The following is a 25,300-nucleotide window of genomic DNA, read 5'->3' as shown; positions in this document are numbered from 1 at the left end:
CCATACCCCGCGTGCCGAGACGGCCACAACCGCCCTGACCTGTGGATCACGGACGGCTCGGCACGCGGAACGGCCCCCGAAGCCCCCTCAGGCTCCGGGGGCCGCAATGCGTTCCCCTGGTAGTTGGCACCCGGTCCGCGGCCTCCCCGGTCGCGAACCGGGGCCGTCAGTGGGCGCCGACCGCTCGGCGCTGGTCCAGGGGTGCCGCCTCCAGCGCGGCGGTGTGCGCGTCCATCCGCTCGGCGGCGAGGATCGCGGCGGCGGTGTCGGCCCGGGAGGCGGCGACCACCAGGGCGCGGCCGGCCAGCGTGTGCGCCCGGCGGTGCAGCTCGGTCCGGCCGGCGCCGGAGAGCCCGGCATGCCGGGCCGGCGGGGCGCCGCGCAGCCGCGCCACCTGTTCGGCGATGCGCTCGGCGGCGGTCTCGTCGCCCAGCTCGTCGGTCACCGCGAGCAGCGCCGAGAGATGGCCGGCGAGCTGGATGCGCAGCTCCTCGTCGCGGGTGCGGTGCGGGAACTGGTCATCGTCGTCGGCCATCCGATGGACCGACTTGGTGCGGATCGGCTCGTACATGGGGATGGCCTCCTGCCCTTCAACAGGAGTCCATCCTACATTGGAATCTGTCTAAAGTTGAGCCCGTTCGCTGTACGTCTACCGGTGGCATACGGGCGGTTCGCGGGCTTACGGGGTGGTTACGGCTGCCCGTACCCGTCCAGGAAGTTCCCGATCCTGGTCACCGCGTCGGTGAGGTCGGCCGCGGTCGGCAGGGTGACGATCCGGAAGTGGTCCGGCTCGTGCCAGTTGAACCCGGTGCCGTGCACCACCATGATCTTCTCGGCCCGCAGCAGGTCCAGCACCATCTGCCGGTCGTCCTTGATCTTGTAGACGGCCGGGTCCAGGCGCGGGAACAGATACAGCGCGCCCTTGGGCTTCACACAGCTGACGCCCGGGATCTGCACCAGCAGGTCGTACGCCGCGTCCCGCTGCTCCAGCAGCCGCCCGCCGGGCTTCACCAGCGCCTCTATGGACTGCCGCCCCTGAAGCGCGGCGGCGATGGCGTGCTGGGCCGGCATGTTGGCGCACAGCCGCATGTTGGCGAGGATCGTCAGCCCCTCGATATACGAGGAGGCGTGCGCCTTCGGCCCGCAGACCGCCATCCAGCCGCTGCGGTAGCCGGCCACCCGGTAGTTCTTCGACATCCCGTTGAAGGTCAGCACCATCAGGTCGGGCGCGATGGCGGCCGTCGGCGTGTGCGTGGCCCCGTCGAAGAGAATCTTGTCGTAGATCTCGTCCGAGCAGACCACCAGGTTGTGCCGGCGGGCGATCTCGGTCAGCTCGCGCAGCATCGCGTCGTCGTACACCGCACCCGTCGGGTTGTTCGGGTTGATGATGACGATCGCCTTGGTGCGGTCGGTGACCTTGCGCTCGATGTCGGCGAGGTCCGGCATCCAGTCCGCCTGCTCGTCGCACCGGTAGTGCACCGCCGTACCGCCGGACAGTGACACCGCCGCCGTCCACAGCGGGTAGTCCGGCGCCGGTACGAGCACCTCGTCGCCGTCGTCCAGCAGCGCCTGCATGGCCATCTGGATCAGCTCGGAGACGCCGTTGCCCAGGTACACGTCCTCGACCGAGAGCGGGATGCCCCTGGTCTCGTAGTGGCTCATCACGGCCCGCCGTGCCGCCAGCAGCCCCTTGGCGTCCCCGTAGCCATGCGAGCCGCTGAGGTTGCGGAGCATGTCCTCCAGGATCGCCGGCGGGCACTCGAAGCCGAAGGCGGCCGGGTTGCCGGTGTTGAGTTTGAGGATGCGATGTCCGGCTGCTTCCAGCCGCATCGCCTCATCGAGAACCGGTCCCCGGATCTCGTAACAGACGTTCGCGAGCTTCGTCGACTGGGTCACCTGCATGCACGCGAGCTTACGACCGCCCCACCCGAGCCGCCCGACCTTTGTGACCCAGGTCACTCCGCCCCACCCCGGCTCTGTCAGGTCCCCCCACCGGCCGGGGACGAACCAGGCCATACCCCCGTACGGGTGAGGCCTCCCCCTGGCCCCGTGCCCTCTCTCCGGGTGATCATCGCCGGATGGACGCAGACGCGAGGGCAGACCGGCAGGGGCAGGCGGACGGGTACGGGCTGGGGCGGTTTCGGGGGTACGGGGCGCTGGTGACCGGGGGCGGGCGGGGGATCGGGGCGGCCACCGTGCGGCGGCTGGCGGCCGAGGGGGCGCGGGTGCTGGTGGCGGACGTGGACGAGGACGCCGCCCGGGAGACGGCGGACGCGGTGCAGGGGGCTGTGGCGCTGCGGTGCGACGTGGCCGACACGGACAGCGTGGAGGCCGCCGTGGCGTACGCCGCCGAGACCTTCGGCGGGCTGGACGTGCTGGTCGGCAACGCCCTCGGCCCCACCGCGGACGTCCCCTCCGTCACCGCCCTCACCGACGAGCTCTGGCACCGCGCCCTGGACGTCACCCTCACCGGGGCGCTGCGCTGCGCCCGGGCCGCGCTGCCGCACCTGGCCGCCTCCGGGCGCGGCGCCATCGTGCACATCGGCTCGATCAACGCCGACCAGTCCTTCGGCGGCCACGCCTACAGCGCCGCCAAGGGGGCGCTGGCCTCGCTGACCCGCACCCTCGCCGACGAGGCCGCCGCCCATGGCGTACGCGTCAACCAGATCAACCCCGGCACCATCCGCACCCGGGCCTGGGCGGGCCGCGAGGACGCCCTGAAGGAGCTGGCCGAGCACGCCTACCCGCTGGGCCGGGTCGGCGAGCCGGAGGACATCGCGGCCGCCGTCGCCTTCCTGGCCTCCGCCGACGCCGCCTGGATCACCGGCACCACCCTCCGGGTCGACGGCGGGATCACGGCCGTCAACACCTCCTTCACCCGGGCCGGCGGCCGCACCGCCTCCCCGGACGTCTCCGGATAGCCCCTGCTCCCGGGCGGCCCCGGCGCCCGGGATAGGTTGGCCGGTCATGTGGGCACGGGCACGGAGCGCCACCGGATCGCGGTGGCTGGGATTCGCGGGGGCGGTCGCGATGGCGGCCGGCGGCTGGACCGCCGGCACCCTGCCGGCGCGCGACCCCTGGGGCCTGTGGACGCCGCACGGCACCGGGGCCGAGACGGCCGGCGCCCTCCTCGCCTACGCCGGGCTCACCCTGCTGCTCGCCGCCTGGTGGGCGTACGGCCGGTCCGGCGCCACGGTCCGGCACACCCTGGCCACCCTGGGCTGCTGGGCCGCCCCGCTCGCGCTCACCCCGCCGCTGTACAGCGCGGACGTCTACAGCTACATCGCCCAGGGCGCCATGGTGCTGGAGGGCCACGACGTGTACCAGGCCGGGCCCTCGGTGCTGGACCCGGCCGGGCCCGGCGGGGACGCCGCCGCGAGCGTCGGCGGCAACTGGCGGGACACCCCGGCCCCGTACGGCCCCTTCTTCCTGCTGCTCGCCAGGGCGGTGGCCGGGGCGACCGGCGGCACCCTCGTCCCGGCGGTGCTCGCCCTGCGGCTGCTCGCCCTCGCCGCGCTGCTGCTGATCGTGTGGGCGGTGCGGCGCCTGGCGACCTCCGGCACGGGCGCCCCGGGGGGCGAGCGCCGGGAGGCGGAGGGCCGGGAGGCCGGGGCGCTCTGGCTCGGGGTGCTGAACCCGCTGCTGCTGATGCATGTGGTCGGCGGTATCCACAACGACGGGCTGATGATCGCACTGATGCTGACCGGGGTGGTGCTGGCCCGGCGCGGCCGCTGGGTGCTGGGCAGCGCGGCCGTGGGGCTGGCGATGATGGTCAAGTCGCCGGCCGCGCTGGCGCTGCTCTTCATCGGCGTCCTGGTCGGCCGCGCCGCCACCGGCCGCCCGGCCGCCGCCCGGGTCGCCAAGGGCCTCCTCGCCCCCGGGCTGGTCGCCGCCGCCGTAGTGGCGGGCGCCTCGCTGGCGGCCGGCACCGGCTTCGGCTGGCTGCGCACCCAGAGCGTCGCCGGCTCCATCCACACCGCCCTGTCGGTCACCAGCGACCTCGGACTGGCCCTGGGGGAGGGGCTGCGCCTCCTCGCCGGGCTCGGCCCCGGCGCGGCCGGCTCGGTGAAGTCCGTCGTCCAGACCGCCGGACTGCTGGCCGCGCTCGTCCTGGTCGCCCTGCTCGCGCTGCGCTCGGCGCGCGGTCGGCTGGACCCGGTGTACAGCCTGGGGCTCGCGCTCACCGCGCTGGTGGTGCTCTCCCCGATGGTGCAGCCCTGGTATCTGCTCTGGGGGCTGGGCGCGGTCGCCGCCGCCGGGTGGGACGGCCGCGCCGGCCGGGCGCTCGCCGTGCTCACGGCGGCCCTCACCTACGAGACCCACCCCTCGGGCGCCACCCCCTGGTACGGCTTCGTCCTCGCGGCGCTCGCCGCCCTCGCCGGATGGTGGCTGCTGCGCGCCGAGGCGGGTCGGGCGGGCGGCCTCCGGGCGCTCCCCGAACAGCGGCGTAAGGCAGAGGACGCGTCCATCTGACCCTCTCTCACCTGCCCTCCCTGGTACGGACGGGGCGTTGTCAGTGGCGGCGGTTACGGTCTGTGATGACGACAGCCGGGTCGTCCCGCCCCTCAGGAGTGGTGCCATGCAGCCCCCTTCTTCCTCCTCCGCCGCCACGTTGGCGGGGCGTCCGCCGTGGCCGGTGGAGGTCACCGGCGCCGCCCCGTTCGGTCGGCGGTTCGCGCTGGTCGACGCGGCCGGGCGGCTGGTCCGGGAGCCGGATCTGACGGCGGTCGGCGCCTTCGCCGGGGACGGGCCACACGGCCCGATAGCCCCGGCCGCCGACACCGGGGGCCGATGGGGGTACGTGGACCGGGCCGGACGCTGGGTGGCCCCGCCGATATGGCGGTACGCGCACCCGCTGGACGGCCACGGGTTCGGCCGCTTCCAGCACGGCGAGGGCGACGAGGACGGGCGCTGGGGTTATGTGGACGGGTCCGGTACGCCGGTGGTCGCGCCCCGGTTCACAGCGGCGGCCGAGTTCCGGCACGGGCTGGCGGTGGTCCGCACCGAGGACGGCCCCGGCTGGATCGACCCCACAGGTGCGCTGGTGCTCTCCGGGCCGTACGAGGCGGTGGGCCCGTTCAGCGCCTGCGGGCTCGCCGGGGCCCGGCTGGCCGAGGGCGGCCGGTGCGGCTATGTCGACCGGTCCGGCGAGTTGGTGATCCCCGACCGCTTCGACGGCGCCCGGCCGTTCGGCCCGGACGGGCTGGCCGGGGTGCGGGTCGGCGAGAAGTGGGGACTGATCGACCGGACCGGAAAGTGGGCGGTGGAGCCCCGCTACCAGCGGCTGGAGTCCTACAACACCTACGGGCTGGCCTACTTCATCGCGTTCGACGAGGAGCGGCGGTACCGGGAGGGCTATCTGGACGGCCGGGGCCGCCCGGTGCTGGAGGCCGAGCGCCGGGACGTGGGCGAGGTGACGGCCCAGGGACTGGTCCGGATGCGCAACGACCTGCTCTACGGCTTCGCCGACACCACCGGCGCCATGGTGATCGCCCCTCAGTACACTTACGCCGACCACTTCGACCCCTGCGGCGCGGCCGTGGTGCGCCGGGAGTGGCAGGGGCAGTGGGGAGTGCTCCGCCCGGACGGCGCCTTCCTGGCGATGCCCTACCGGGAGCCGGTCACCGACGACGACGGCTGGCCGGTGGGCTTCGACCACGGGCTGGGCACCGCCCCCTTCCTGGACCACGACGGGTCCGTGGTGCGGGTCGACCCGGACGGCCGGGAGGTGTGCCGGCTGGAGGCCGCGGCGCCGGACGGCGGTTCGGTGCTCCGGATACGGGCCGCCTCGGGCGCCGTCGTCTGGGAGGGCACGGCCGCGCCGGGCACCTTCGCGGCACCGATGCCGTTCCTGGCGCCCGGGCGGGAGGAGCTGATCGACCACCCGGAGGCCTTCGACGGTGAGGTGGGCGAGGTGGCCGCCCGGCTGCTCACCCAGGAGCCCCGGCTCTTCCTGGCCCGCTCGCTGGTCTTCGACAGCGAGGACGACCCCTGTGAGCTGTCCGAGGACGACGACTACGACCTACGGGAGCACGGCTGGTACGGCGGCATGCTGACGCTCGCCGGCTGGTATGTGTCCGAAGAGCACTGGGGCGCCTACGACTTCCTCTCGGAGGTGGTCTCGGACGGCATCCACGAGCTGGCCGACGAGCTGAGGGAGCGGCTCACCGCCCGGTTCGGCACCCCGGAGGAGGACCGGCGGTATCTGCGATACGGCGATGGAAGCCGCTCCTGGGAGTGGCGGGTGGACGGCCGGATACTGCTGCTCCAGTGCCACTGGCAGTGCGGCGACGGCGACTTCGAGTACCGGATATGGCTGGCGGTGCTGGACCTGCCGGAGGACGTGTGAGCGACCCGCCCGCCGGCCGGGCACAGCCGGGGTGCCGGACCGCCGCAAGCGGCAGCGGGCGCCGGGGGAGCGGGGGCCCGGGCGTGACGGGTCGGCCCTCACACCGGTGTGCGCCGAACCGCGCGGCCCGCCAGCACATCGGTGCGGCGGCCGTCCTCGATGGTGAACCGGCCGTCGATCAGCACGTACGGGATGCCGGTCGGCAGGGTGCGGGGCCGCTCGAAGGTGGAGCCGGCGGCGACCGTCTCCGGGTCGAAGAGCGCCAGGTCGGCCCGGTAGCCCTCGCGGACCAGGCCCCGGTCGGGCAGCCGGAGCCGGGCGGCGGGCCGGGAGGTGAGGTGGGCGACCGCCTCCGGAAGGGACAGCACGCCCAGCTCGCGGGCGTAGTGGCCCAGATAGTGCGGGAAGGTGCCATAGGCGCGCGGATGCGGCTTGGCGCCCTTGAGGATGCCGTCCGAACCGCCGGTGTGCACCCGGTGGCGCATGATCGCCCGGACGTTCTCCTCATGGCCGACATGCTGGAGGATCGTCGTGCCCAGCCGGTCGCCGATCAGCAGCCGGCGGGCCGTGGTCCACGGCGCCTCGCCGCGCGCCTCGGCCGCCGCCCGCACGGTGGTGCCCACGTACGCGGCGAACGCCGGATCGGACACCCCGGAGATCTCGATCGTCTCCCACTCGATCGGCACCCCGTGGCAGCCGTCCGAGCCCAGCTCCTCCAGATGGCGGCGGATCTCCTCGGCCAGGGTCTCGTCCGCCAACCGGGCCAGCACCGCCTCCGGGCCGCCCTCGCCCGCCCAACTGGGCAGCATCGCCACCAGGGTGGTGCAGCCCGGGGTGTACGGATAGCTGTCCAGGGTGATGTCGGCGCCCTCGGCGAGCGCCCCGTCCAGCAGGGTCAGCAGCTCCCCGGCCCGCCCCCGGTTGACGCCGAAGTTCATGGTGGCGTGGGCCAGATGCAGGGCGCAGCCCGCACGCCGGGTCAGGGCCACCATCTCCGCGTACGCCTCCAGCGCCCCGGCGCCGTAGCTGCGGTGGTGCGGGCAGTAGTAGCCACCGTAGGAGGCCACCACCCGGCAGAGCTCGGTCAGTTCGGCGTCGTCCGCGTACATCCCGGGGGTGTAGGTCAGCCCGGAGGACAGCCCGACCGCGCCCTGCTCCAGCCCCTCGGCGACCAGCCGCCGCATGGCGGCCAGCTCGCCCGGGGTCGGCGGGCGGTCCTCCCAGCCCATGGCGTGCATCCGGACCGTGCCCTGGGGGACGAGATAGGCGGCGTTGACGGCGATGCCCTGCCCGTCGAAGCCCCGGTCCAGCCGGTCCAGATAGCCGCCGACCGTGCGCCAGTCGAAGTCGATGTCGGAGCCGTCGCCGTTCCAGCCGGTGATGGCGGAGCGGACCTGGGCCAGGGTGCGGTCGTCCACCGGGGCGTAGGACAGCCCGTCCTGGCCGAGGACTTCCAGGGTGACGCCCTGGGCGGCCTTGGCGCTGTGGTCGGGGTCGCGCAGCAGCGCCAGATCGCTGTGGGCGTGCATGTCGATGAAGCCGGGGGCGAGCGCCAGCCCGTCCGCGTCCAGCACCCGCCGCCCGCTCAGCGCGGGCTCGCCCTCCCGTCGCAGGGCGGCGATCCTGCCGCCGCTGATGCCCGCGTCGGCGCGGTAGGGGGCCCCGCCGCCGCCGTCGACCACCGTCACATCCCGTATCACCAGGTCCATGGCCTGCCCTCGCTCGCGTGAATCAGAAGAAGGTGCGGATGTAGTCGGCGACGGTGCCGTCGGCCTCGACCAGCGGGATGAGCTGCCACTTGTCGAAGGCCGTGCAGGGGTGGGACAGCCCCAGGCCGACCCAGTCGCCGACCTCCAACTCCACGCCCTCCGCCGTGGTCAGCCAGCCGTGCTGGTCGGACAGTCCGGTGACGGTGATCCCCTCGGCCGGGCGGAGGGAGCCGTCCCGCGCCGAGCGGACCACCTGGGCCTCGGGCAGATGCAGATCGTGGGCGGCGTCCCGCTTGCCCGCGTTGACGAAGGCCTGCCCGGGCGCGGGCCGGGAGACCACCTGGGCCCAGAGCCGGAAGGCCGGCTGGAGCGCGCCCTCCTCGGGCACCCGGTTGAACGGGGTGAGCCGGCGGTAGTGGCCGTCGTCGTGCGAGACATACGCCCCGGAGCGCAGCAGCTTCAGCGCCGGCCGGGAGAGCTCGGGCAGCTCGGCGAAGACCTCGGCCACCGTGTCGAACCAGGCGCTGCCGCCCGCGCTCACCACGACCCGCTCCACCTCCGGGCCGAACCGCCCGGCCCGGTCGAAGTCGGCGGCCAGCCCGGTGAGCCGGTGCAGCCAGGCGCGTACCCGCTCCTCGGTGGCGTCCGGGACCTCGCCCTCGTACCCGGCGACCCCCACCAGCCGCAGCGTGGGCGCGGCGGCGACCGCGTCCGCGACGGCGGCGCAGTCGGCCTCGGTACGCGCCCCGGTACGGGCGCCCGTACCGGCGCCGAGCTCCACCACCACCTCCACCGGCCGCACCGCCCCGGCCGCCGTGAGGGCCTGGTCCATCAGCTCCACCCCGCGTACCGAGTCCACATACGCGATGAAGGCGAACTCCGGGTCGGCGTCCAGCTCACCGGCCAGCCAGCGCAGCGCGGCGGGGTCCACCAGCTCGTTGGCGAGGAAGATCCGCCGCACCCCGAACGCCCGGTACACCCGGGCCTGGTGCGGTACGGCGGCGGTGATCCCCCACGCCCCGTACGCCAGCTGGCGGTCGAACAGCTGCGGGGCCATCGAGGTCTTGCCGTGCGGGGCGAAGGCCAGCCCGTGCCGCTCGGCGTAGGTCTCCAGGAGCCGCAGATTGTGCTCCACCGACTCGGCGGAGAGGGCGAGCACCGGGGTGGTGAACCCGCCGCTGAACAGGTTGCGGCGCTCGGCGGCCAGCTCGCCGACGGTCAGCCCCTCGGCGTCCGGCGGAAGCGCCTTGAAACGGTGGTCGACGCGCTCGGTGTGCGGATGATCGGCGGCCACGGTGCCCTCCGGTGCGGTACGGGGTGGTGTTGCACTCACTGCAACGGTCATTGCGTAGAACGCTTACCGCTGTCTAGCATCCGGCTCAGCACCCGGTCAACGGACCCCGGCCACCCCCCCCCCCCCCAAGCCCGCCCCCCCCCCGACCGAAGCCCGCCGCACTCCCACCGAAGCCCGCCGCACTCCCGCCCTACCCATCGCCCCCGACCAGCATCCGCCGTGAGGAGCCCCCCGACGTGACCGCACCCGGCACCGGAGCAGCAGCCGCCGAGCCGACGACCGGCACCGCCGCGCCGGCCTCCGCCGCTGCCCCGACGACCGGCACCGGAGCGGCAGCCGCGGGCTCCCCGCCTCCGTACGTCACCGACGTCGTCTGCCTCGGCGAGTCCATGGTCACCTTCCTGCCCTCCCGCCCCGGCCGCCTCGCCGAGGTGCCCTCCTTCACCCGCACCATCGGCGGCGCCGAGTCCAATGTCGCCTGCGCCCTGGCCGCCGCCGGGCACCGCACCCGCTGGGTCAGCCGGGTCGGCGCGGACGGCTTCGGCGACCATCTGGTGGCCACGATCGCCGCGTACGGAGTGGACACCTCCGCCGTACGGCGCGACCCGCTGCGCCCCACCGGCATCTACTTCCGCACCGCCACCGACCGGGCCAGCGGCACCCATGAGGTGCTGTACTACCGCACCGGATCGGCCGCCTCCGCCATGTCCCCCGACACCCTGCGCCCCGCCGACCTCACCGGCACGCGCGTCCTCCATCTCTCCGGGATCACCGCCGCCCTCTCGCCCGGCTGCCTCGACCTCACCCGGGCCCTCACCGCCCGCCGCCCCGGCCGCCCCCTGGTCTCCTTCGACATCAACCACCGCCCCGGACTGTGGCCCGAGCCCGCCCGCGCCCGGGTCCTGCTCGACCTGGCGCGCGGCGCCGACCTGGTGTTCACCGGGGAGGACGAGGCCGCCGACGCCTTCGGCCTGCACGGCCCCGGCGCGATTCGCGCCGCCCTCCCGGAACCGGAGGTGCTGGTCGTCAAGCGCGGTGCGGACGGGGCCGTGGTGTACGCGGGCGGCGCCGACCCGGTGGAGGTGCCCGCGCCCCGGGTGGACGTGGTCGCGCCGGTGGGCGCCGGGGACGCCTTCGCCGCCGGGTTCCTCTCCGCCACCCTGCGCGGACTGCCGCTGCGGGCCCGGGCCCGGCACGGCCATCTGGCGGCCGCCGCCGCCCTCACCGTCCCCGGCGACCTCGCCCCGCCGCCGCCCCGCGACCGCGCCGACCGGCTGGCCGACCTGGACGACGCCGCCTGGGGGAGACTGCACCTCGGCCCCGGCTGGACGGGGGAGGACCAGGAGGTAGCCACACCATGAGCCAGACCGTCGACCGGGCGCTGAGCATCCTGCCGCTGCTCGCCCGCGGCCCCGCCGACCTCGGGCAGGTCGCCGCCGCCCTCGGCGTGCACAAGTCCACCGCCCTGCGGCTGCTGCGCACCCTGCACGAGCACGGCCTGGTCTACCGGCAGGACGACCAGCGCTACCGCCTCGGCGCCCGCCTCTTCGCCCTCGCCCAGGAGGCCGTGGAGAACCTCGACGTCCGCGAGGTCGCCCACCCCCACCTCGTACGCCTCGGCGAGCAGACCGGGCACACCGTGCACCTCGCGGTGTACGAGGAGGGCGAGGTGCTCTACATCGACAAGGTCGACAGCCGCTACCCGGTACGGATGTACTCCCGCATCGGCAAGCCGGTCGCCATCACCGTCGCCGCCGTCGCCAAGCTGCTCCTCGCCGACCTCCCCGAGCCCGAGCGCCGCGCCCTCGCCGCCAAGCTCGACTACCCCATGTACACGGCCCGTTCGATCCCGCACGCCGCCGCCTTCCTCAAGGAGCTGGCGACCGTACGCGAACAGGGCTGGGCCACCGACCTCGGCGGCCACGAGGAGTCCATCAACTGCGTTGCGGCCCCCGTGCGCGGCGCCGACGGCCGGGTCGCCGCCGCCATGTCGGTGTCCGCGCCCAATGTGGTCGTCACCGCCGAGGAACTCCTCACCCTGCTCCCGCTGGTGCGCCGCACCGCCGACGCCATCAGCCGGGACTACTCCGGCAGCACCCCCGCCACAGCCGGCCAGGAGCCCGGCAGGAAAGAGGCACCATGACCACCCCTCAGCACCCCACCCCCCAGCAGTCCCCCGCCAAGACCGCCCTCACCCCGCCCACCCACACCACCCCGCCGGCGAAGTTCTCGCACGGCGTGCGCAAGGGCAACATCCTCCAGGTCGCCGGCCAGGTCGGCTTCCTCCCCGCCACCCCGGGCCAGGCCCCGACCCCCGCCGGGCCCACCCTGCGCGAGCAGACCCTGCAGACCTTCGCCAACGTCGAGGCGATCCTGAAGGAGGGCGGCGCGAGCTGGGAGGACGCGGTGATGATCCGCGTCTACCTCACCGACACCGCGCACTTCGCCGAGATGAACGAGATCTACAACGAGTTCTTCAAGGACCTCGCCGGCCCGCCGGCCGCCCGCACCACCGTCTACGTGGGCCTCCCGGCCGGCCTCCTCATCGAGATCGACGCCCTCGCCGTCCTCGGCTGACCACCCGCCACACCTCCAAGGAAGCGCATCCCGGTACGGCGCCGCATGCCACGGCGCCGTGCCGCGCCCCACCCATGCCGAAAACGCCCCGCCGCCCCACCGCAAGGACCGGTAACCGTGGACCTCCTCGCCGCTGACGCACCCCCACCGCCCACCCCGCACACCGGCGGGCTGCTCACCCTGATCGACGGCACCGCCGGGCTGCTCACCGTAGCCGCCCTCGGCATCGCCCTCCTCCTCTTCCTCATCATCAGAGTCCGGCTCCAACCGTTCGTCGCCCTGCTCGCCGTCTCCATAGCCGTCGGCCTCGCCGCCGGGCTCTCGGTCACCGAACTCTTCGGCACCGTCCAGAAGTCGGCCGCCACCTCGGTCATCGAGACCGGCATGGGCGGCATCCTCGGCCATGTGGCCATCATCATCGGCCTGGGCACCATGCTCGGCGCGATCCTGGAGGTCTCCGGCGGCGCCGAGGTGCTCTCCCACCGGCTGCTGCACCTCTTCGGCGAGCGGCGCGCCCCGCTCGCCATGGGGCTGACCGGACTGATCTTCGGCATACCCGTCTTCTTCGACGTGGGCATCTTCGTCCTCGCGCCCCTCGTCTACGCCGCCGCCAAGCGGTCCGGCAAGTCGATCCTCCTCTACGCGATGCCGCTGCTCGCCGGGCTGTCCATGACCCACGCCTTCCTGCCCCCGCACCCCGGCCCGGTGGCCGCCGCCGGACTGCTGAAGGTCTCCCTCGGCTGGGTGATCGTGATGGGCGTGGCCGTCGGCCTCCCCGCCGTGCTGGCCGCCTGGGTCTACGCGGCCTGGATCGGCAAGCGGGTCTTCGTCCCCGTACCGCAGGACATGCTGGAGGCCGCCGAGGACGCCAAGGCCGCCGTAGCCGCCGACCGCAGGGGCACCGACGAGGCCCCCGTCTCCCTCGTCACCGTCCTCACCATCATCGGCACCCCGCTGGTCCTCATCCTGGCCGCCACCTTCTCCTCCATCACCCTCGATCCCTCCCCCCTCCGCTCGGTGATCGAGTTCTTCGGCAACCCTTTCACCGCCCTCACCATCGCCCTGCTCCTCGCCTACTACCTCCTCGGCATCCGCCGCGGCTGGACCCGCAAGTCCCTGGAGTCGGTCTCCACCGCCTCCCTCAAGCCGGTCGGCAACATCCTGCTGGTGGTCGGTGCGGGCGGCGTCTTCGGCGCGGTGCTCAAGGCCAGCGGCGTGGCCCAGGCCCTCTCCGACACCTTCCACGGCATCGGCCTGCCGGTCATCGTCCTCGCCTACCTCATCTCCCTCGTCCTGCGCGTCGCCCAGGGCTCGGCCACCGTCGCCATCGTCACCACCGCCGGCATCGTCCTCCCCCTGCTGGACGGCGCCGGCCACTCCCAGCCCTTCCTGGCCCTGGTCATCATGGCCATCTCGGCCGGCTCGATCTTCGCCTCGCACGTCAACGACGGCGGCTTCTGGATGGTCGCCAAGTACTTCGGCATCTCCGAACGCGACACCCTCAAGTCCTGGACGGTCCTGGAATCCGTCCTCTCCCTCGCCGGCTTCGCCGTCGCGGCAGGACTCAGCCTGGCGGTGTGAGCCCCGGGCACACGCGGAGCGGCCCCGCCGGAAGCAGGCTCCGGCGGGGCCGTTCGCTGTCCTGGCTGCGGAACGTCGAGCTCCCAATCTCCCGCGCAAGCGTCACCCCGCCATGAAGTGCTCATCTCCGGCCACACCGAGAGCATTCGCACTGCGTCCCTTGACAGCTACGGACTGTTGTCGTTCTTATTCGTTCGTCTGTGTGATCGCTGTGAACATGGGGTGGGGCAATGGTGTGGGAGGCGTGCGGACTTCGAAGACGCCGGGAAGCCGGACGGCGCGGACTCGCGTCCGCGATGGCGTTCGCGGTGCTGGCGACCCTGCCGGTCGGGCTTGCCCCCACTCCGGCCGTCGCCGTCGAAGCCGCGGTCACGGAGGCCGGTCAGGCCCAACGCGAGGCCGCGGCCGCCGGCGAGCGTGTCGAGGTGGTGGGCGAACGGACAGAGCGCGACACGGTGTTCGCCAACCCGGACGGGCAGACCTTCACCCTGGAGAGGTCGATCGTCCCCGTCCGTGTCGCGTCGCCCGACGGCGGGTGGGCCGCACCCGACCCCACCCTGCACAGGAGGAGCGACGGAACGATCGGGCCGAAGGGCGCCGCCGTCGACCTCTCCTTCTCGTCCGGTGGCGACGGCGAGAAGCTGGTGACCATCGGGGATGACGGCCGTTCCGTGTCCCTCGGCTGGCCGGGCCGGCTGCCGGAGCCGAAGCTGGACGGCCCACGGGTCGTCTACGAGGACGTGCGTCCCGACGTCAACCTGATCCTCACGGCCACCGTCGAAGGCTTCCGCCAGGTTCTGGAGGTCGAGTCGCTGGAGGCCGCCTCGGACCTCTCCGGGTCCTCCCTGACGTACACCCTGGCAACCGACGGACTGCGGATGCGCGATGGCGCGGCCGGGAGCATGGAGGCGGTCGACGGCAACGGCCAGGTCGTCTTCCGCTCGCCGTCTGCCCGGATGTGGAACTCCGCGGGAGACGCGGTCGACTCCGGTGCACAGCCGCGGAAGGCGGCTGCTCCAGCGGCGGGGAAGCGTTCCGCCGTCCGCTCCGGCCCGGAGCCCGCGTCGGAGGACCCCCCGGCACGACCGGCCGGACCGGAAGGAGAGGGCGACCCGCTCGCCGGCCCCGGGACGGGGGACGAGGCCGCCGTGATGGAGGTCGACGTGACGGCCGAGACGGTCGCCGTCAGCCCCGACCCCGCACTCATCGCGCGTACGACCCCCGCCGAACTCCCTCTGTACATCGACCCCTCGGTGGAGCTCAACGAGTCCGAGCGGACCGTGCTCTCCTCCGACGGCGACGTCTTCTACAACTTCTCCGGCGGCGAGAACGGCATGAGCGTCGGCCGGTGCGGGTCCGCGGTGATCGGCGGATACCTCTACGCCTGCACGACCGGCACCCCGTACACCAACCGCATGTACTTCGAGTTCACACCGGGCAGCCTCAAGGGCAAGCACGTGCTGGACGCGGAGTTCCGGGTCACGGAGACCTGGTCCTTCTCGTGTGACGCGCGCTGGGTGGACCTGGAGAGGACCAACGAGATCTCCAAGTCCACGTCATGGCCGGGGCCGAAGGGGCCCGCCTCGGGTCAGGCATGGGACCAGATGGGTGACCGGAACGTGTCCGCCGGCCGGGGAAGCGCGTGCAGCCCCAGCCAGCCCCGGGCGGCCATCGAGTTCCACGACAACGCCGACGAGCCGGACGAGAACCTCACCCCGACGGTCAGGTCCTTCGCCAACGGATCCTTCTCCAAACTGACGCTGATGCTCAGGGCGAAGGACGAGTCCGACCCGATCGCCTGGAAGAGGTTCGACGACGACGCCGTCCTCGTGGTGACCTACGCCGGCAAGCCGGCCACCCCCACCGAGTACGGCTTCGAGACGGGCACCGGTCAGGTCTGCTCCACCTCCGCCTCCAGCCCCACGGTGTGGTCGGACCCCACGCCCAACCTCGCGGCCACCCCGCAGACGGCCAGTGGAGGAGAGAGCGGGGCCTCGCTCAGGGTCCACTTCGACGTGGACGCCAAGAACAGTGACGGCACATGGTCGAACGTCCCGGAGCCGGCCACCGGCGCCCTCAGTCCGCGCAGCGGCTATGTCGGGGACGGGACCGATCAGAACAAGGATTGGGACACCGCCCTGGCGGAGAACCGCCAGTACCGCTACCGCGCCGTCACCCGCTCCTACTACAACAGCGGCAAGAGCTTTCTGAGCAGCGGTGGCACCCCCTACTGCTACTTCACCGTGGACGCGTCGGCTCCCAAGCCACCGAAGATCACGTTCAGCAGCGTGTACGGCGCCTGCCTGCCCGGTGCCTGTGCACCACGTGGCGCGCCGGGGACGCCCGGAACCGTCTCGTTCGGACCGGCCGACGGAAGCAAGGACGTCAACACGGCCTACTCCTACAGACTCTCCACGGACTCCGCCTGGCGGCCGTGGAAGACGGGGGCCACGGTCTCGGAGACCATCACCCCGGTCGACTCCGGCACGATCACCCTCGACGTCCGGGCCAAGGACGCCGTGGGCCGCACCGGACAGAACACCGTGCGGTTCCTGGTGGCCGAGGGGGCGGGCCCGGTCGGGCGGTGGACGTTCAACGAGTCCTCCGGCGCCGCGATCGACGTGTCGGCGGCACAACCCGCGCAGCGGGACGACGCGGCGCTCTCCGCTGCCACACGGGTGAGCACGGGCCGCCGGGGCGTCGTCACGGAGAGCGGAAAGACGGCCGAGGACAAGGCACTGAGAATGTCCGGCCAGGCCTATGCCGCCACCGCCGGCCGAGTCCTGGAAACCCAGGCCTCCTACAGTGTGGCCGCCTGGGTACGGCTCGACAGCACCGGTCGGGCCGCCACCGTCCTCGGCCAGGACGGCGCCCACCAGAGCGCCTTCTTCCTCGGCTACTGCGAGGGCGCGAAGACCTGGTGCCTGCGGCTGCCCGACGCCGACGCCGTGTCGACCGCACTGGACAACCAGCGGGTCGAGGCACGGGAACGGGCCGCCCTCGGGGTGTGGACCCACCTCGCCGCCGTGGTCGACACCGGCAGGAAGACACTGACCCTGTATGTCAACGGCGTGCCGCAGGGCAGTGACACCCTCACCACCGGCGCCTGGTCCTCCACCGGCCCCCTGCAGATCGGCCGGGTGAAGTACCGCGACGCGTACGTCGACCACTTCCCCGGGGAAGTGGACGAGGTGGCCGTGTGGCAGAGCGCCCAACTCGCCGAGTTCATCGCCCGTGAGGCGAGCCCCGTCGACGCGGCCGGCAAGGCCTACGCCGAACTGGTAGCCCACTACGCGCCTGCCGGTGCCGGCGGCTCGTCCCTGCCGGACCTCTCCGGCTACGGCCGTGACCTCGCCCTGGCGCCCGGCGCCGGACTGGACGGAGAGGGGCTTGCGTTCGACGGCGTGTCCGGCTCGGCCGAGTCCGTGCGCCCGATCGTCGACGGCTCCGGATCGTTCACCGTGTCCACCGAGGTCGCGGTGGCCTCGAAGGCGCTGCTCGCGAAGCCCGACGGGCACCGTGCGCAGGTCGTGGGCCAGCGTACGGAGACGGGCTCGTCGTGGAGTCTGTGGCTGGAGAAGACGGGGACCGCAGAGGAACCGGTGCTGGACGAGGAGGGCAACCCGGTCCTGGACGACCAGGGTGTACCGCGCATGGAGACCGTACCGGTCGGCCGCTGGCACTTCGGCCGTCTGACCGGGAACGGCACGGGCGCGTCCGTGGTCAGCGACGAGGTCGCCGTCCTCGACGCGGAAGTGGGCCTGGTGGGCGCCTATGACGCCCGCAAGCGGACCCTCACGCTCTACGTCGGCAGCTCCCCGCAGGCCGAACCGCTGAGCTTCACGGCGTCCACGGGCACAGGCCAGTTCTCAACCGGCCGGGCCTGGGTCGACAGCGCCTGGGGCAACCATCTGACCGGACGGATCACCGACGTCCGACTGTGGGCCGGCGCGATGACCGATGCCGCCCAGGTGGAGTCCCTCGTGGGCTACTGACCTGCCGCTCCGCCCCGGCGACCGGCCACCGGCCGCCGTCAGGGCGGAGCCGGGCCCCCTCACGCCTTCAGTCTCACGGCCGCCGAGCCGATCCCTCCCCTGTTCCCGGAGAGCCCCTGTGTCGCTTCGCCAGTCCCGTCGGCGCCCAGCCGCCCGGCGGATCACCCTCACCCTGCTCCTGACGACCGCGTTGTCCGTACCGGCGCTCCCGGCGCCCCCGGTGTCCGTGGCCGTGGCCGCGGAGCGGCCCGGACGCCCGGACGTGCCCGGCCTCCAGCCCACCCGCGTCCACCCCGTCACCTCTCCTCAGGCGACCGCCGCACGCGCCAAGGTCGCGAAGGAGAAGGCGGTCAACCGGAGACTGGTGGAGTCCGCGCGTGCCGAGCGACAGGCGGCGGCCTGGCCCAAGGCGTCCTCCCGTACGGTCGACGTGACCGCGGCACCCGAAGGCGGCGCGCTCGTGCGGGTCCGGGCCGCCAAGCGGGCCGCGTCCTCGCGCCAGTCGCGGCCCGTGGCCGGAGGCACGGCCGACATCCGCGTCCTGGACCAGAAGACGGCCCGCCGGGCGGGGGTGACCGGCGTGCTCTTCACGGTGGCCGCCGACCGACCGGGGCCCGCCGACATCACCGTCGACTACAGCTCGTTCGCCTCGGCGATCGGTGGCAACTGGTCCACCCGGCTCGGCCTGGTGACCCTGCCGGCCTGTGCGCTCACCACGCCTCAAGCCGCCCGCTGCCGAACCACCACCCCGCAGGTCTCCGACAACGACGTCCACGCGCAGAAGGTCACCACCCGCACCGGTGTCTCCGGATCCTCCGCCGCGCCCACCGTGATGGCCGTCATGGCCGCCCCGGGCGGCTCCTCGGGGGCGGGGGCCGGCGACTTCAAGGCGACGCCGCTCGCGGCGTCCGCCGCATGGGAGGCGGGCAGCTCCTCCGGTGGCTTCTCCTGGTCGTATCCGCTCACCACACCTCCGGCCGCGGCGGGCCCCCAGCCGTCGCTCGCCCTCTCCTACGACTCGGGCAGCATCGACGGGCGGACCGCCAACACCAACAACCAGGGTTCGCAGGTCGGCGAGGGCTTCGACCTCACGTCGTCGTACATCGAGCGCAAGTACGGCGCGTGCGAGGACGACGGGCAGAACGACTCCTTCGACCTGTGCTGGAAGTACGACAACGCCTCACTCGTCCTGAACGGCAAGGCCTCCGAGCTCGTCAAGGACGACAAGACCGGCGTCTGGCACCTCAAGGGCGACGATGCCTCCAAGGTCACCCGCTCCACCGGGGCCGCCAACGGTGATGCCGACGGCGAGCACTGGAAGCTGGTCACGGGGGACGGCACGACCTACAGCTTCGGACTGAACAAGCTTCCCGGTGCCGGGGACGAGCGCACCGACTCCGTCTGGACCGTGCCGGTGTACGGCGACGACAAGGACGAGCCGGGGTACGACGGCGGCAGCGCTTTCACGGACCGCCACGAGAAGCAGGCCTGGCGCTGGAACCTCGACTTGGTCCAGGACGTCCACGGCAACGCCTCCACGTACTGGTACAAGGCGGAGACCAACCACTACGCCCAGAACGGGGCCAAGGCCGACCCGAAGCCCTACACCCGCGGCGGCTACCTTGAGGAGATCCGCTACGGGCAGCGCGCGGACACCCTCTTCACCGCTTCCGCCTCGAACAAGGTCACCTTCTCCTACGCCGAGCGCTGCTTCGCCGACAACTGCTCCGGGCTCACCGCGGACACCGCGGACGACTGGCCGGATGTGCCCTTCGACAGCATCTGCTCGGCCGGCACGAACGACTGCGAGGCCACCGGCCCGTCCTTCTTCACCCGCAAGAGGCTGACCGGCGTCAACACCTTCCACTGGTCGCGCACCGCTCCCGAGAGCTACCAGCCGGTCGACTCCTACGCGCTGGGCCAGAAGTTCTTCGACGGCCAGGACATCGGCAACACCTCCGACCAGGTCCTCACCCTCACCTCGGTGAGCCGCACCGGCCGCAACGGCGGTGAGGTCACCGTCCCGCCGATCGAGTTCACCTACCAGCAGCGGCCCAACCGGGTGGACGCGAGCGGCGACGACATCCTTCCGCTGACCCGGCCCCGCATGGCCTCGCTGATCTCCGAGACCGGCGCCATCACCTCCGTCACGTTCTCCACCCCTGAGTGCGTCAGGGGCACCGCCATGCCGGCCGCCGAGGACGACAACAACCGCTCGTGCTATCCGGTGTACTGGCCCGTCAACGGCGGTGACCCCAAGCTGGACTGGTTCCACAAGTACCGCGTCACCTCGGTCACCACCAACGACCCGGGCGCCGGCAACCCCGGCACCCAGGTGACCTACGAGTACTCCGGGCCCGGCTGGCACTACGACGACGACCCCTTCACCAAGGAGAAGCACCGGACCTGGTCCGCCTGGCGCGGCTACCAGAAGGTCACCTCGTACACGGGTGACGAGGGCGCCACGCGTACCAAGAGCGTCAAGCTCTTCATGCAGGGCATGCACGGCGACAAGCGCAAGGACGGCACCACCCGGTCCGCCGTGGTCAGGGGCATCGACCTGGACAACGCGTCCGGCACCGCCACCGACGACCTGGACGTGCCGGACCTGCAGGATGGCGACCAGCTCGCGGGCCGATTGCGCCAGGAGATCGGCTACGACGGGGCCACCGCCACCTCGGCCGTCGTCAACGAGTTCTGGAGCAAGGAGACCGCCAGCCAGCAGCGGTCGTACGCCAACAGCCGCGCGTACTTCGTCAAACCGTCCCGTATCCACAGCCACACCTACCTGACCACCGCCCGCACCTGGCGGACCACCGCGATCTCCCACACCTACGACCCCGCCTACGCGTCGACCACCACCACCGAGGACCACGGCGTCTGGTCGGCCAGCGGTGACGAGACCTGCACCCGCAACTGGTACGCCCGCAACCAGGAGAAGGGCCTGACCGGCCTGGTCTCCCGGACACGTACGGTCGCCAAGCCCTGCGCCACCGGCGAGGGATCACTCAACCTGCCGGCCAACGCCCTCACCCGAGGGGACGTGCTGGCGGACATCGCGACCGTCTACGACAACCCCTCCGCGACCGGTTGGTCCCCGGGCCAGGTGCCCACTCTCGGCCTCAGCACCTGGAGCGGCCGCCCGAAGAGCTACCCGGCGGCATCCGGAACAGCCGACCGCGATCCGTCGGCCGCCACGGGCTGGCAGACGGTCGGTACCACCGTCTACGACACGGACACCGCCAAACTGGGCCGCTCCCTGAAGGCCACCGACGCCAAGGGCCGTACCACCACGACCGCGTACTACCCGGCCGCCGCCGGGCCGCTCACCACGAAGGTCGTCACGGCGCCCCGGCTCTCGTCCAACAACCAGGCCCACCAGACCACCACCACCTACGACCCGGCGCGCGGCACCGAGCGCACCGTCCTCGACGCCAACGCCAAACGGACCGAGCACACCTACGACGCGCTGGGCCGTATCACCGCCACCTGGCTCCCGCCCCGGTCGAAGTCGGCCGGTGACAACCCGGACGCCCGGTTCGGCTACGGAATGGAGCGCGACAAGGCCCCCTGGAGCTCCGTCGCCACGCTCAAGGCGGACGGCACCAGCTACGACACCACCTACTCGCTCTTCGACTCGCAACTGCGCCCGATCCAGACGCAGTCGGCCTCTCCGCAGGGCGGGCGCATCCTCACCGACACCCGGTACAACAGCCGCGGCCTCGCCTACGAGACGTACAAGGACGTCTGGGACGACCAGAAGGCCCCGGAAGGCGTCTACCAGCGGGTGCCCTACGGCGGTGCCACCCAGACCCTGACCGAGTTCGACGGTGCCGCGCGGCCCATCACCTCCACCCTGCTCGTCGACGGTGTGACCAAGTGGTCCACGAGGACCACGTACACCGGCGACTCCACCGCCACCACGGCCCCCACCGGAGGCACGGCCAGCCGCACCATCACCGACGCCCTCGGCCGCACCACGGAGACCCGTACCTACGCCGGTACCCAGCCGGACGACACCGAGTACGGAGCGGCCACCGGCAAGGCCTACACCCGGGTCCGGTACACCCACACCCGCGACGGCCAGCAGAGCAGCGTCACCGGACCGGACGGTGCCGTCTGGACCTACGAGTACGACCTCTACGGCCGGCTGGTGAAGACGGGCGACCCCGACAAGGGCACCGGGCTGACCACCTACGACGAGCTGGACCAGGTCGACACCACCAAGGACGCCCACGGTCGTCTCCTGCTCCTCGGCTACGACGAGCTGGGTCGCAAGACCGGCCTGTGGAAGAGCACCCGCACCGACGCGAGCAAGCTCGCCGCCTGGACCTACGACAGCGTCTCCAAGGGACTGCCCACCGCCTCCATCCGCTACGAGAACGGCCTGACCGGCAAGGCCTACACCAAGCAGGTCACCGGCTACGACGAGCTCGGCCGGCCGACCGGCAGCAGCCTCACCCTGCCGGCCACCGACCCCCTGGTGACCTCCGGCGCCGTCGCCGCCACCACGGCCTTCGCCACCACCTACCGCCAGGACGGCACGGTGAACACCGCGAAGGAGCCGGCCGCGGCGGGACTGCCCGCCGAGACACTCACGCACCGGTACACCGCCACCGGTCTGCCCACCGAACTGTCCGGCACCTCCGGCTACCTCCTCGGGGCCACCTACACCGCCCTGGGCCAGGTCGGCCAGCTCCAGCTCGGCCCCTCCAGCGCCGCCGGCACCAAGCGGGTCTTCCTCACCCAGACCTACGAGAAGGGCACGGGCCGTCTGACCCAGGCCGCGGTGGACGACCAGACCCGCGGCCCGGTCCAGGACCTCGCCTACAGCTACGACCAGGCCGGAAACGTCACCGCCATCGCCGACAGCGCCAACACCGGCACCGGCAGCGACAACCAGTGCTTCACCTACGACGCGTACCGGCGCCTCAGCGAGGCGTGGACACCGAAGACCGCGGACTGCGCCACCAGCGGCCGCACGGCGGCCAACCTCGGCGGCCCGGCGCCGTACTGGACCGGCTACACCTACACCGCCTCCGGCCAGCGCAAGACGGAGAAGCAGAACACCGGCACGCCCGTCACCAGGACCTACTGCTACGACACCGCCCGCCCGCACGCCCTGACGGCCACCACCACGACGGGCAACTGCACCGGGGGCGCGGCCCAGTACCGGTACGACGCCACCGGCAACACCGTCAAGCGCGTCAAGCAGGCCGGGGCGAGCGCCACCCAGACCCTCGACTGGAACGAGGAAGGCGGCCTCGCCCGTCTCGCCGACGACGCCGCGGCCACCGCCACCAACTACCTCTACGACGCCGACGGCCAGCTCCTCATCCGGCGTGACAACGCCACCGACGGCGAGACCGTGCTCTACCTCGGTGCGACCGAGGTCCACCTCAAGACCGGCAAGAAGTGGGCCAACCGCTACTACTCGGCGGCCGGCGCCACCATCGCCCTGCGCAGCAACGAGTCCGGCACCGAGAAGCTGAGCTTCCTCGCCGCCGACCACCACGCCACCAGCTCCGTCGCGGTCTCGGGTGACGCGACCCAGAGCCTCAGCAAGCGCTACACCACCCCCTTCGGCGCGAGCCGCGGCACCCCCTCCGGGACGTGGCCCGACGACAAGGGCTTCCTCGGCAAGCCCACCGACACCCGCACCGGCCTGACGCACGTCGAGGCCCGCGAGTACGACCCCAGCACCGGCCAGTTCATCAGCGTCGACCCGGTGCTCCAGCTCGAACTCGACCAGACGCTCAACGGCTACAGCTACGGCATGCAGAACCCGGCGACCTTCGCCGACCCGGACGGCCGGCGGCTCGCCTGCGGCCAGGGCTTCGACGTCCCCTGCCCGTCCAACGACTCCAACGGCGACGGCGTCATCAACCACTCGCCCACCCGGCCCGCCGCGGTGTTCCACCCGAGACCTTCGAAGCCGGTCACCTGGAGGGAGGAGGGTTGGGCCGCGGCTGATATCGACGGTGACGGGGTCATCCAGATTCTTCCTGGCGTCCACATCAAGCCGGGCTGGCATGGAACGTCGGAATTTATCGATGCCTTCTACGCCAGAATCAAAGAGACTGTAGGCTATGGTAGTGATGAGCTGAGAGTGGAATTTGCTGCGAATCACCGAGATGAAGTTAGCGTCCAAATTCCTGTGAACAAAGCTCTGGTGAACGCCTGCCAAGTTACCGGATGCCCATCCAAGAAGCGCTACATCTACAACTTTTTCGCTGTTGCAGTGGTGGGCGGTGCTCTTCAGCAAGGGGTAGGGGGAAGAGGCAGAGTCGGTGGCAGGAAGTCGACCAACTGTGGAAACTGCTTCCTCGCCGGTACTGATGTTCTGATGGGCGACGGCACCACCAAGGACATCGAAGACATCAAGGTCGGTGACAAGGTGCTGGCTACGGACCCGGAGACGGGCCAGGTCGCCCCGCGCAAGGTCACCCGCCTGATCCGTACCGAAGACGACAAGCACTTCAACGAGTTGTCGATCGCGACGCCCGACGGCGTCGAGCAGCTCACCGCGACCCACGAACACCCCTTCTGGTCGCCATCACACCGGCGCTGGATTGAAGCCAGCGACCTCAAGCCCGGCGACACCCTGCGTACGGACGAAGATGCCACCGTCATCGTCACCGGCAACCGTCCCTTCACCAAGCACGCCCGCACCTACAATTTCACTGTGAACGGCCTGCACACGTACTATGTGCTGGCGGGACAGACTGCGCTCCTGGTTCATAACTCCAACGGATGGTGTGGGCCTGGCCTGAGAACGGCATCGGAAGCCGGTTTCAGCCCGACTGATTCCAAGCGAATTCAGAATGCCGCCGACAAGGCGGGGCAGCCAATCATCGTGGTCGGAAGCCGCGCAAACGGAACCCCTAACCCGACGTCAGACTGGGACTACATCTTGTCTGGCCCTTCCAGAACTCGTCACAGCGTCAAGAATTCGCTGCCAAGAGGAACGGGTGATGGTGAAGGGAGCGGACGCGGTCGAGACTTCTGGCAAAGCTACAATCCGAACCGCCCCGACTATGCAGAGCTGGATCGGGACAAGCCGTACGTGGTATTCGAGCCCCGGAGCAGGTGAGGACTTGAAGTCATCCGAGCGCATCATCAATGAGGTCGCTCAGGGGGGCCGCGCCCTCGATGATGCTGTGGCCTGGTTCTCCTCATTGGAACAGGACCAGCAGAGGGCGGTACTGCACGAGGTTGTTCGATTTGCCATGCAGGCCCATGCATCGGTGGAAGACGCGCGTGAGGGGCTACTGCGGTCGGGCGTCAAGCCGACCATGACCCCGGCAGTGTTGATTATTCGGGAACCGACTGTCGAACAAATGGGGAAAATTATAAATCTTCCTCCTGGCGAGTATGTGAAGTCATTTCGTGTCCTCGTGTCCGTGTTCGCAGTGGCTGACGCGCGACGAAGGGAAACAGATTGTCGAGGATCTTGCAGCCATGCCTGGCACAATCTGTCGTAGTGGTTGACACTCCTGGCGTTCAGTAGAGGTATTCCGGGGATTCAGAGTTCGAAGGTCCACAATGAGCACCCTCGTCGAAATATAATCGGCGAGGGTGCTTGGGTACTTGACGGCAGCGACGACGGCTGCGGTGTCGGGACTGACCGCGTGGGCGTTGATTGTTTGGTGATGGTTTCCAGCATGGTCAACTCAGGCTTAGGGGTGTCCCGGGCGACAATTTTGTGGCGATCGGAGGCGTACGTGGGCGTGGATGCCGGCGGTGCCTGGCGGTGTGAGCCCCGGGCACACGCGGAGCGGCCCCGCCGGAGTCG

General features: G+C 71.7%; 14 protein-coding genes. 10 read left to right on the top strand and 4 right to left on the bottom strand.

The genetic code is table 11. The features are described 5' to 3' along the window. Positions 1-166: 166 nt before the first annotated feature. Together M1O15_RS21575 and M1O15_RS21570 are read right to left on the bottom strand one after the other, a co-directional pair. Positions 167-571: an SCO4983 family protein gene (locus tag M1O15_RS21575; protein ID WP_248635755.1), complete on the bottom strand. Its 405-nt coding sequence runs from the start codon at positions 569-571 to the stop codon at positions 167-169. 119 nt (positions 572-690) lie between these two features. After that, positions 691-1,902 (bottom strand): pyridoxal phosphate-dependent aminotransferase, encoded by a 1,212-nt coding sequence (locus M1O15_RS21570; protein WP_248635754.1) that lies wholly within the window; start codon positions 1,900-1,902, stop codon positions 691-693. Between the two features lie 176 nt (positions 1,903-2,078). On the opposite strand from M1O15_RS21570, the gene M1O15_RS21565 reads away from it, so the two are divergent. The 3 genes from M1O15_RS21565 to M1O15_RS21555 all read left to right on the top strand — a co-directional run bounded on the left by M1O15_RS21565 (position 2,079) and on the right by M1O15_RS21555 (position 6,349). Continuing rightward, a complete protein-coding gene (locus M1O15_RS21565; RefSeq protein WP_248635753.1) occupies positions 2,079-2,921 on the top strand; it encodes an SDR family NAD(P)-dependent oxidoreductase in 843 nt (280 codons plus the stop codon). Between the two features lie 46 nt (positions 2,922-2,967). Further along, positions 2,968-4,473, top strand: a complete 1,506-nt coding sequence (gene mptB / locus M1O15_RS21560; RefSeq protein WP_248635752.1) for a polyprenol phosphomannose-dependent alpha 1,6 mannosyltransferase MptB — start codon at positions 2,968-2,970, stop codon at positions 4,471-4,473. A 106-nt stretch (positions 4,474-4,579) separates the two neighbouring features. Then, positions 4,580-6,349 (top strand): WG repeat-containing protein, encoded by a 1,770-nt coding sequence (locus M1O15_RS21555; RefSeq protein WP_248635751.1) that lies wholly within the window; start codon positions 4,580-4,582, stop codon positions 6,347-6,349. A 98-nt stretch (positions 6,350-6,447) separates the two neighbouring features. Here the strand turns inward: M1O15_RS21555 and M1O15_RS21550 are convergent, their stop codons facing one another. Both M1O15_RS21550 and M1O15_RS21545 read right to left on the bottom strand, forming a co-directional pair. Then, complete coding sequence (locus M1O15_RS21550) at positions 6,448-8,058, bottom strand: N-acyl-D-amino-acid deacylase family protein (RefSeq protein WP_248635750.1); 1,611 nt, start codon at positions 8,056-8,058, stop codon at positions 6,448-6,450. Between the two features lie 22 nt (positions 8,059-8,080). Continuing rightward, positions 8,081-9,403: an alanine racemase gene (locus M1O15_RS21545; protein WP_282577061.1), complete on the bottom strand. Its 1,323-nt coding sequence runs from the start codon at positions 9,401-9,403 to the stop codon at positions 8,081-8,083. A gap of 161 nt (positions 9,404-9,564) precedes the next feature. On the opposite strand from M1O15_RS21545, the gene M1O15_RS21540 reads away from it, so the two are divergent. The 7 genes from M1O15_RS21540 (at position 9,565) to M1O15_RS31905 (ending at position 24,989) form a co-directional block, all read left to right on the top strand. Continuing rightward, complete coding sequence (locus tag M1O15_RS21540) at positions 9,565-10,713, top strand: sugar kinase (RefSeq protein WP_372499533.1); 1,149 nt, start codon at positions 9,565-9,567, stop codon at positions 10,711-10,713. Next, positions 10,710-11,495, top strand: coding sequence for an IclR family transcriptional regulator (locus M1O15_RS21535; protein WP_248635748.1), 786 nt, complete (start codon positions 10,710-10,712; stop codon positions 11,493-11,495). The genes M1O15_RS21540 and M1O15_RS21535 overlap by 4 nt, the downstream gene beginning before the upstream one ends. Further along, positions 11,492-11,929, top strand: coding sequence for a RidA family protein (locus M1O15_RS21530; protein WP_248635747.1), 438 nt, complete (start codon positions 11,492-11,494; stop codon positions 11,927-11,929). Before M1O15_RS21535 ends, M1O15_RS21530 begins: the two co-directional genes overlap by 4 nt. A 117-nt stretch (positions 11,930-12,046) precedes the next feature. Next, positions 12,047-13,510, top strand: a complete 1,464-nt coding sequence (locus tag M1O15_RS21525) for a GntP family permease (protein ID WP_248635746.1) — start codon at positions 12,047-12,049, stop codon at positions 13,508-13,510. A gap of 296 nt (positions 13,511-13,806) precedes the next feature. Next, positions 13,807-17,505, top strand: a complete 3,699-nt coding sequence (locus M1O15_RS21520; RefSeq protein ID WP_248635745.1) for a laminin G domain-containing protein — start codon at positions 13,807-13,809, stop codon at positions 17,503-17,505. Between the two features lie 118 nt (positions 17,506-17,623). Next, on the top strand, positions 17,624-24,598 hold the full coding sequence (locus M1O15_RS21515) for a polymorphic toxin-type HINT domain-containing protein (RefSeq protein ID WP_248635744.1): 6,975 nt from the start codon (positions 17,624-17,626) through the stop codon (positions 24,596-24,598). Then, complete coding sequence (locus tag M1O15_RS31905; RefSeq protein WP_372499530.1) at positions 24,480-24,989, top strand: DUF5958 family protein; 510 nt, start codon at positions 24,480-24,482, stop codon at positions 24,987-24,989. The genes M1O15_RS21515 and M1O15_RS31905 overlap by 119 nt, the downstream gene beginning before the upstream one ends. Positions 24,990-25,300 lie beyond the last annotated feature (311 nt).

Origin of the sequence: Streptomyces lichenis (genome assembly GCF_023218175.1) — a bacterium.
In the GTDB taxonomy this organism is placed as follows: domain Bacteria; phylum Actinomycetota; class Actinomycetes; order Streptomycetales; family Streptomycetaceae; genus Streptomyces; species Streptomyces lichenis.
This window is presented reverse-complemented; position numbering and strand designations above follow the sequence as displayed.

Excerpts from the sequence above, each read along its gene's own strand:
- M1O15_RS21530 (WP_248635747.1), top strand. The coding sequence starts at position 11,492 with ATGACCACCCCTCAGCACCCCACCCCCCAGCAGTCCCCCGCCAAGACC.
- M1O15_RS31905 (WP_372499530.1), top strand. The coding sequence starts at position 24,480 with ATGGTGAAGGGAGCGGACGCGGTCGAGACTTCTGGCAAAGCTACAATC.
- M1O15_RS21570 (WP_248635754.1), bottom strand. The coding sequence starts at position 1,902 with ATGCAGGTGACCCAGTCGACGAAGCTCGCGAACGTCTGTTACGAGATC.
- M1O15_RS21545 (WP_282577061.1), bottom strand. The coding sequence starts at position 9,403 with ATGACCGTTGCAGTGAGTGCAACACCACCCCGTACCGCACCGGAGGGC.
- M1O15_RS21565 (WP_248635753.1), top strand. The coding sequence starts at position 2,079 with ATGGACGCAGACGCGAGGGCAGACCGGCAGGGGCAGGCGGACGGGTAC.
- M1O15_RS21535 (WP_248635748.1), top strand. The coding sequence starts at position 10,710 with ATGAGCCAGACCGTCGACCGGGCGCTGAGCATCCTGCCGCTGCTCGCC.
- M1O15_RS21555 (WP_248635751.1), top strand. The coding sequence starts at position 4,580 with ATGCAGCCCCCTTCTTCCTCCTCCGCCGCCACGTTGGCGGGGCGTCCG.
- mptB (WP_248635752.1), top strand. The coding sequence starts at position 2,968 with ATGTGGGCACGGGCACGGAGCGCCACCGGATCGCGGTGGCTGGGATTC.
- M1O15_RS21520 (WP_248635745.1), top strand. The coding sequence starts at position 13,807 with ATGGCGTTCGCGGTGCTGGCGACCCTGCCGGTCGGGCTTGCCCCCACT.
- M1O15_RS21550 (WP_248635750.1), bottom strand. The coding sequence starts at position 8,058 with ATGGACCTGGTGATACGGGATGTGACGGTGGTCGACGGCGGCGGCGGG.
- M1O15_RS21575 (WP_248635755.1), bottom strand. The coding sequence starts at position 571 with ATGTACGAGCCGATCCGCACCAAGTCGGTCCATCGGATGGCCGACGAC.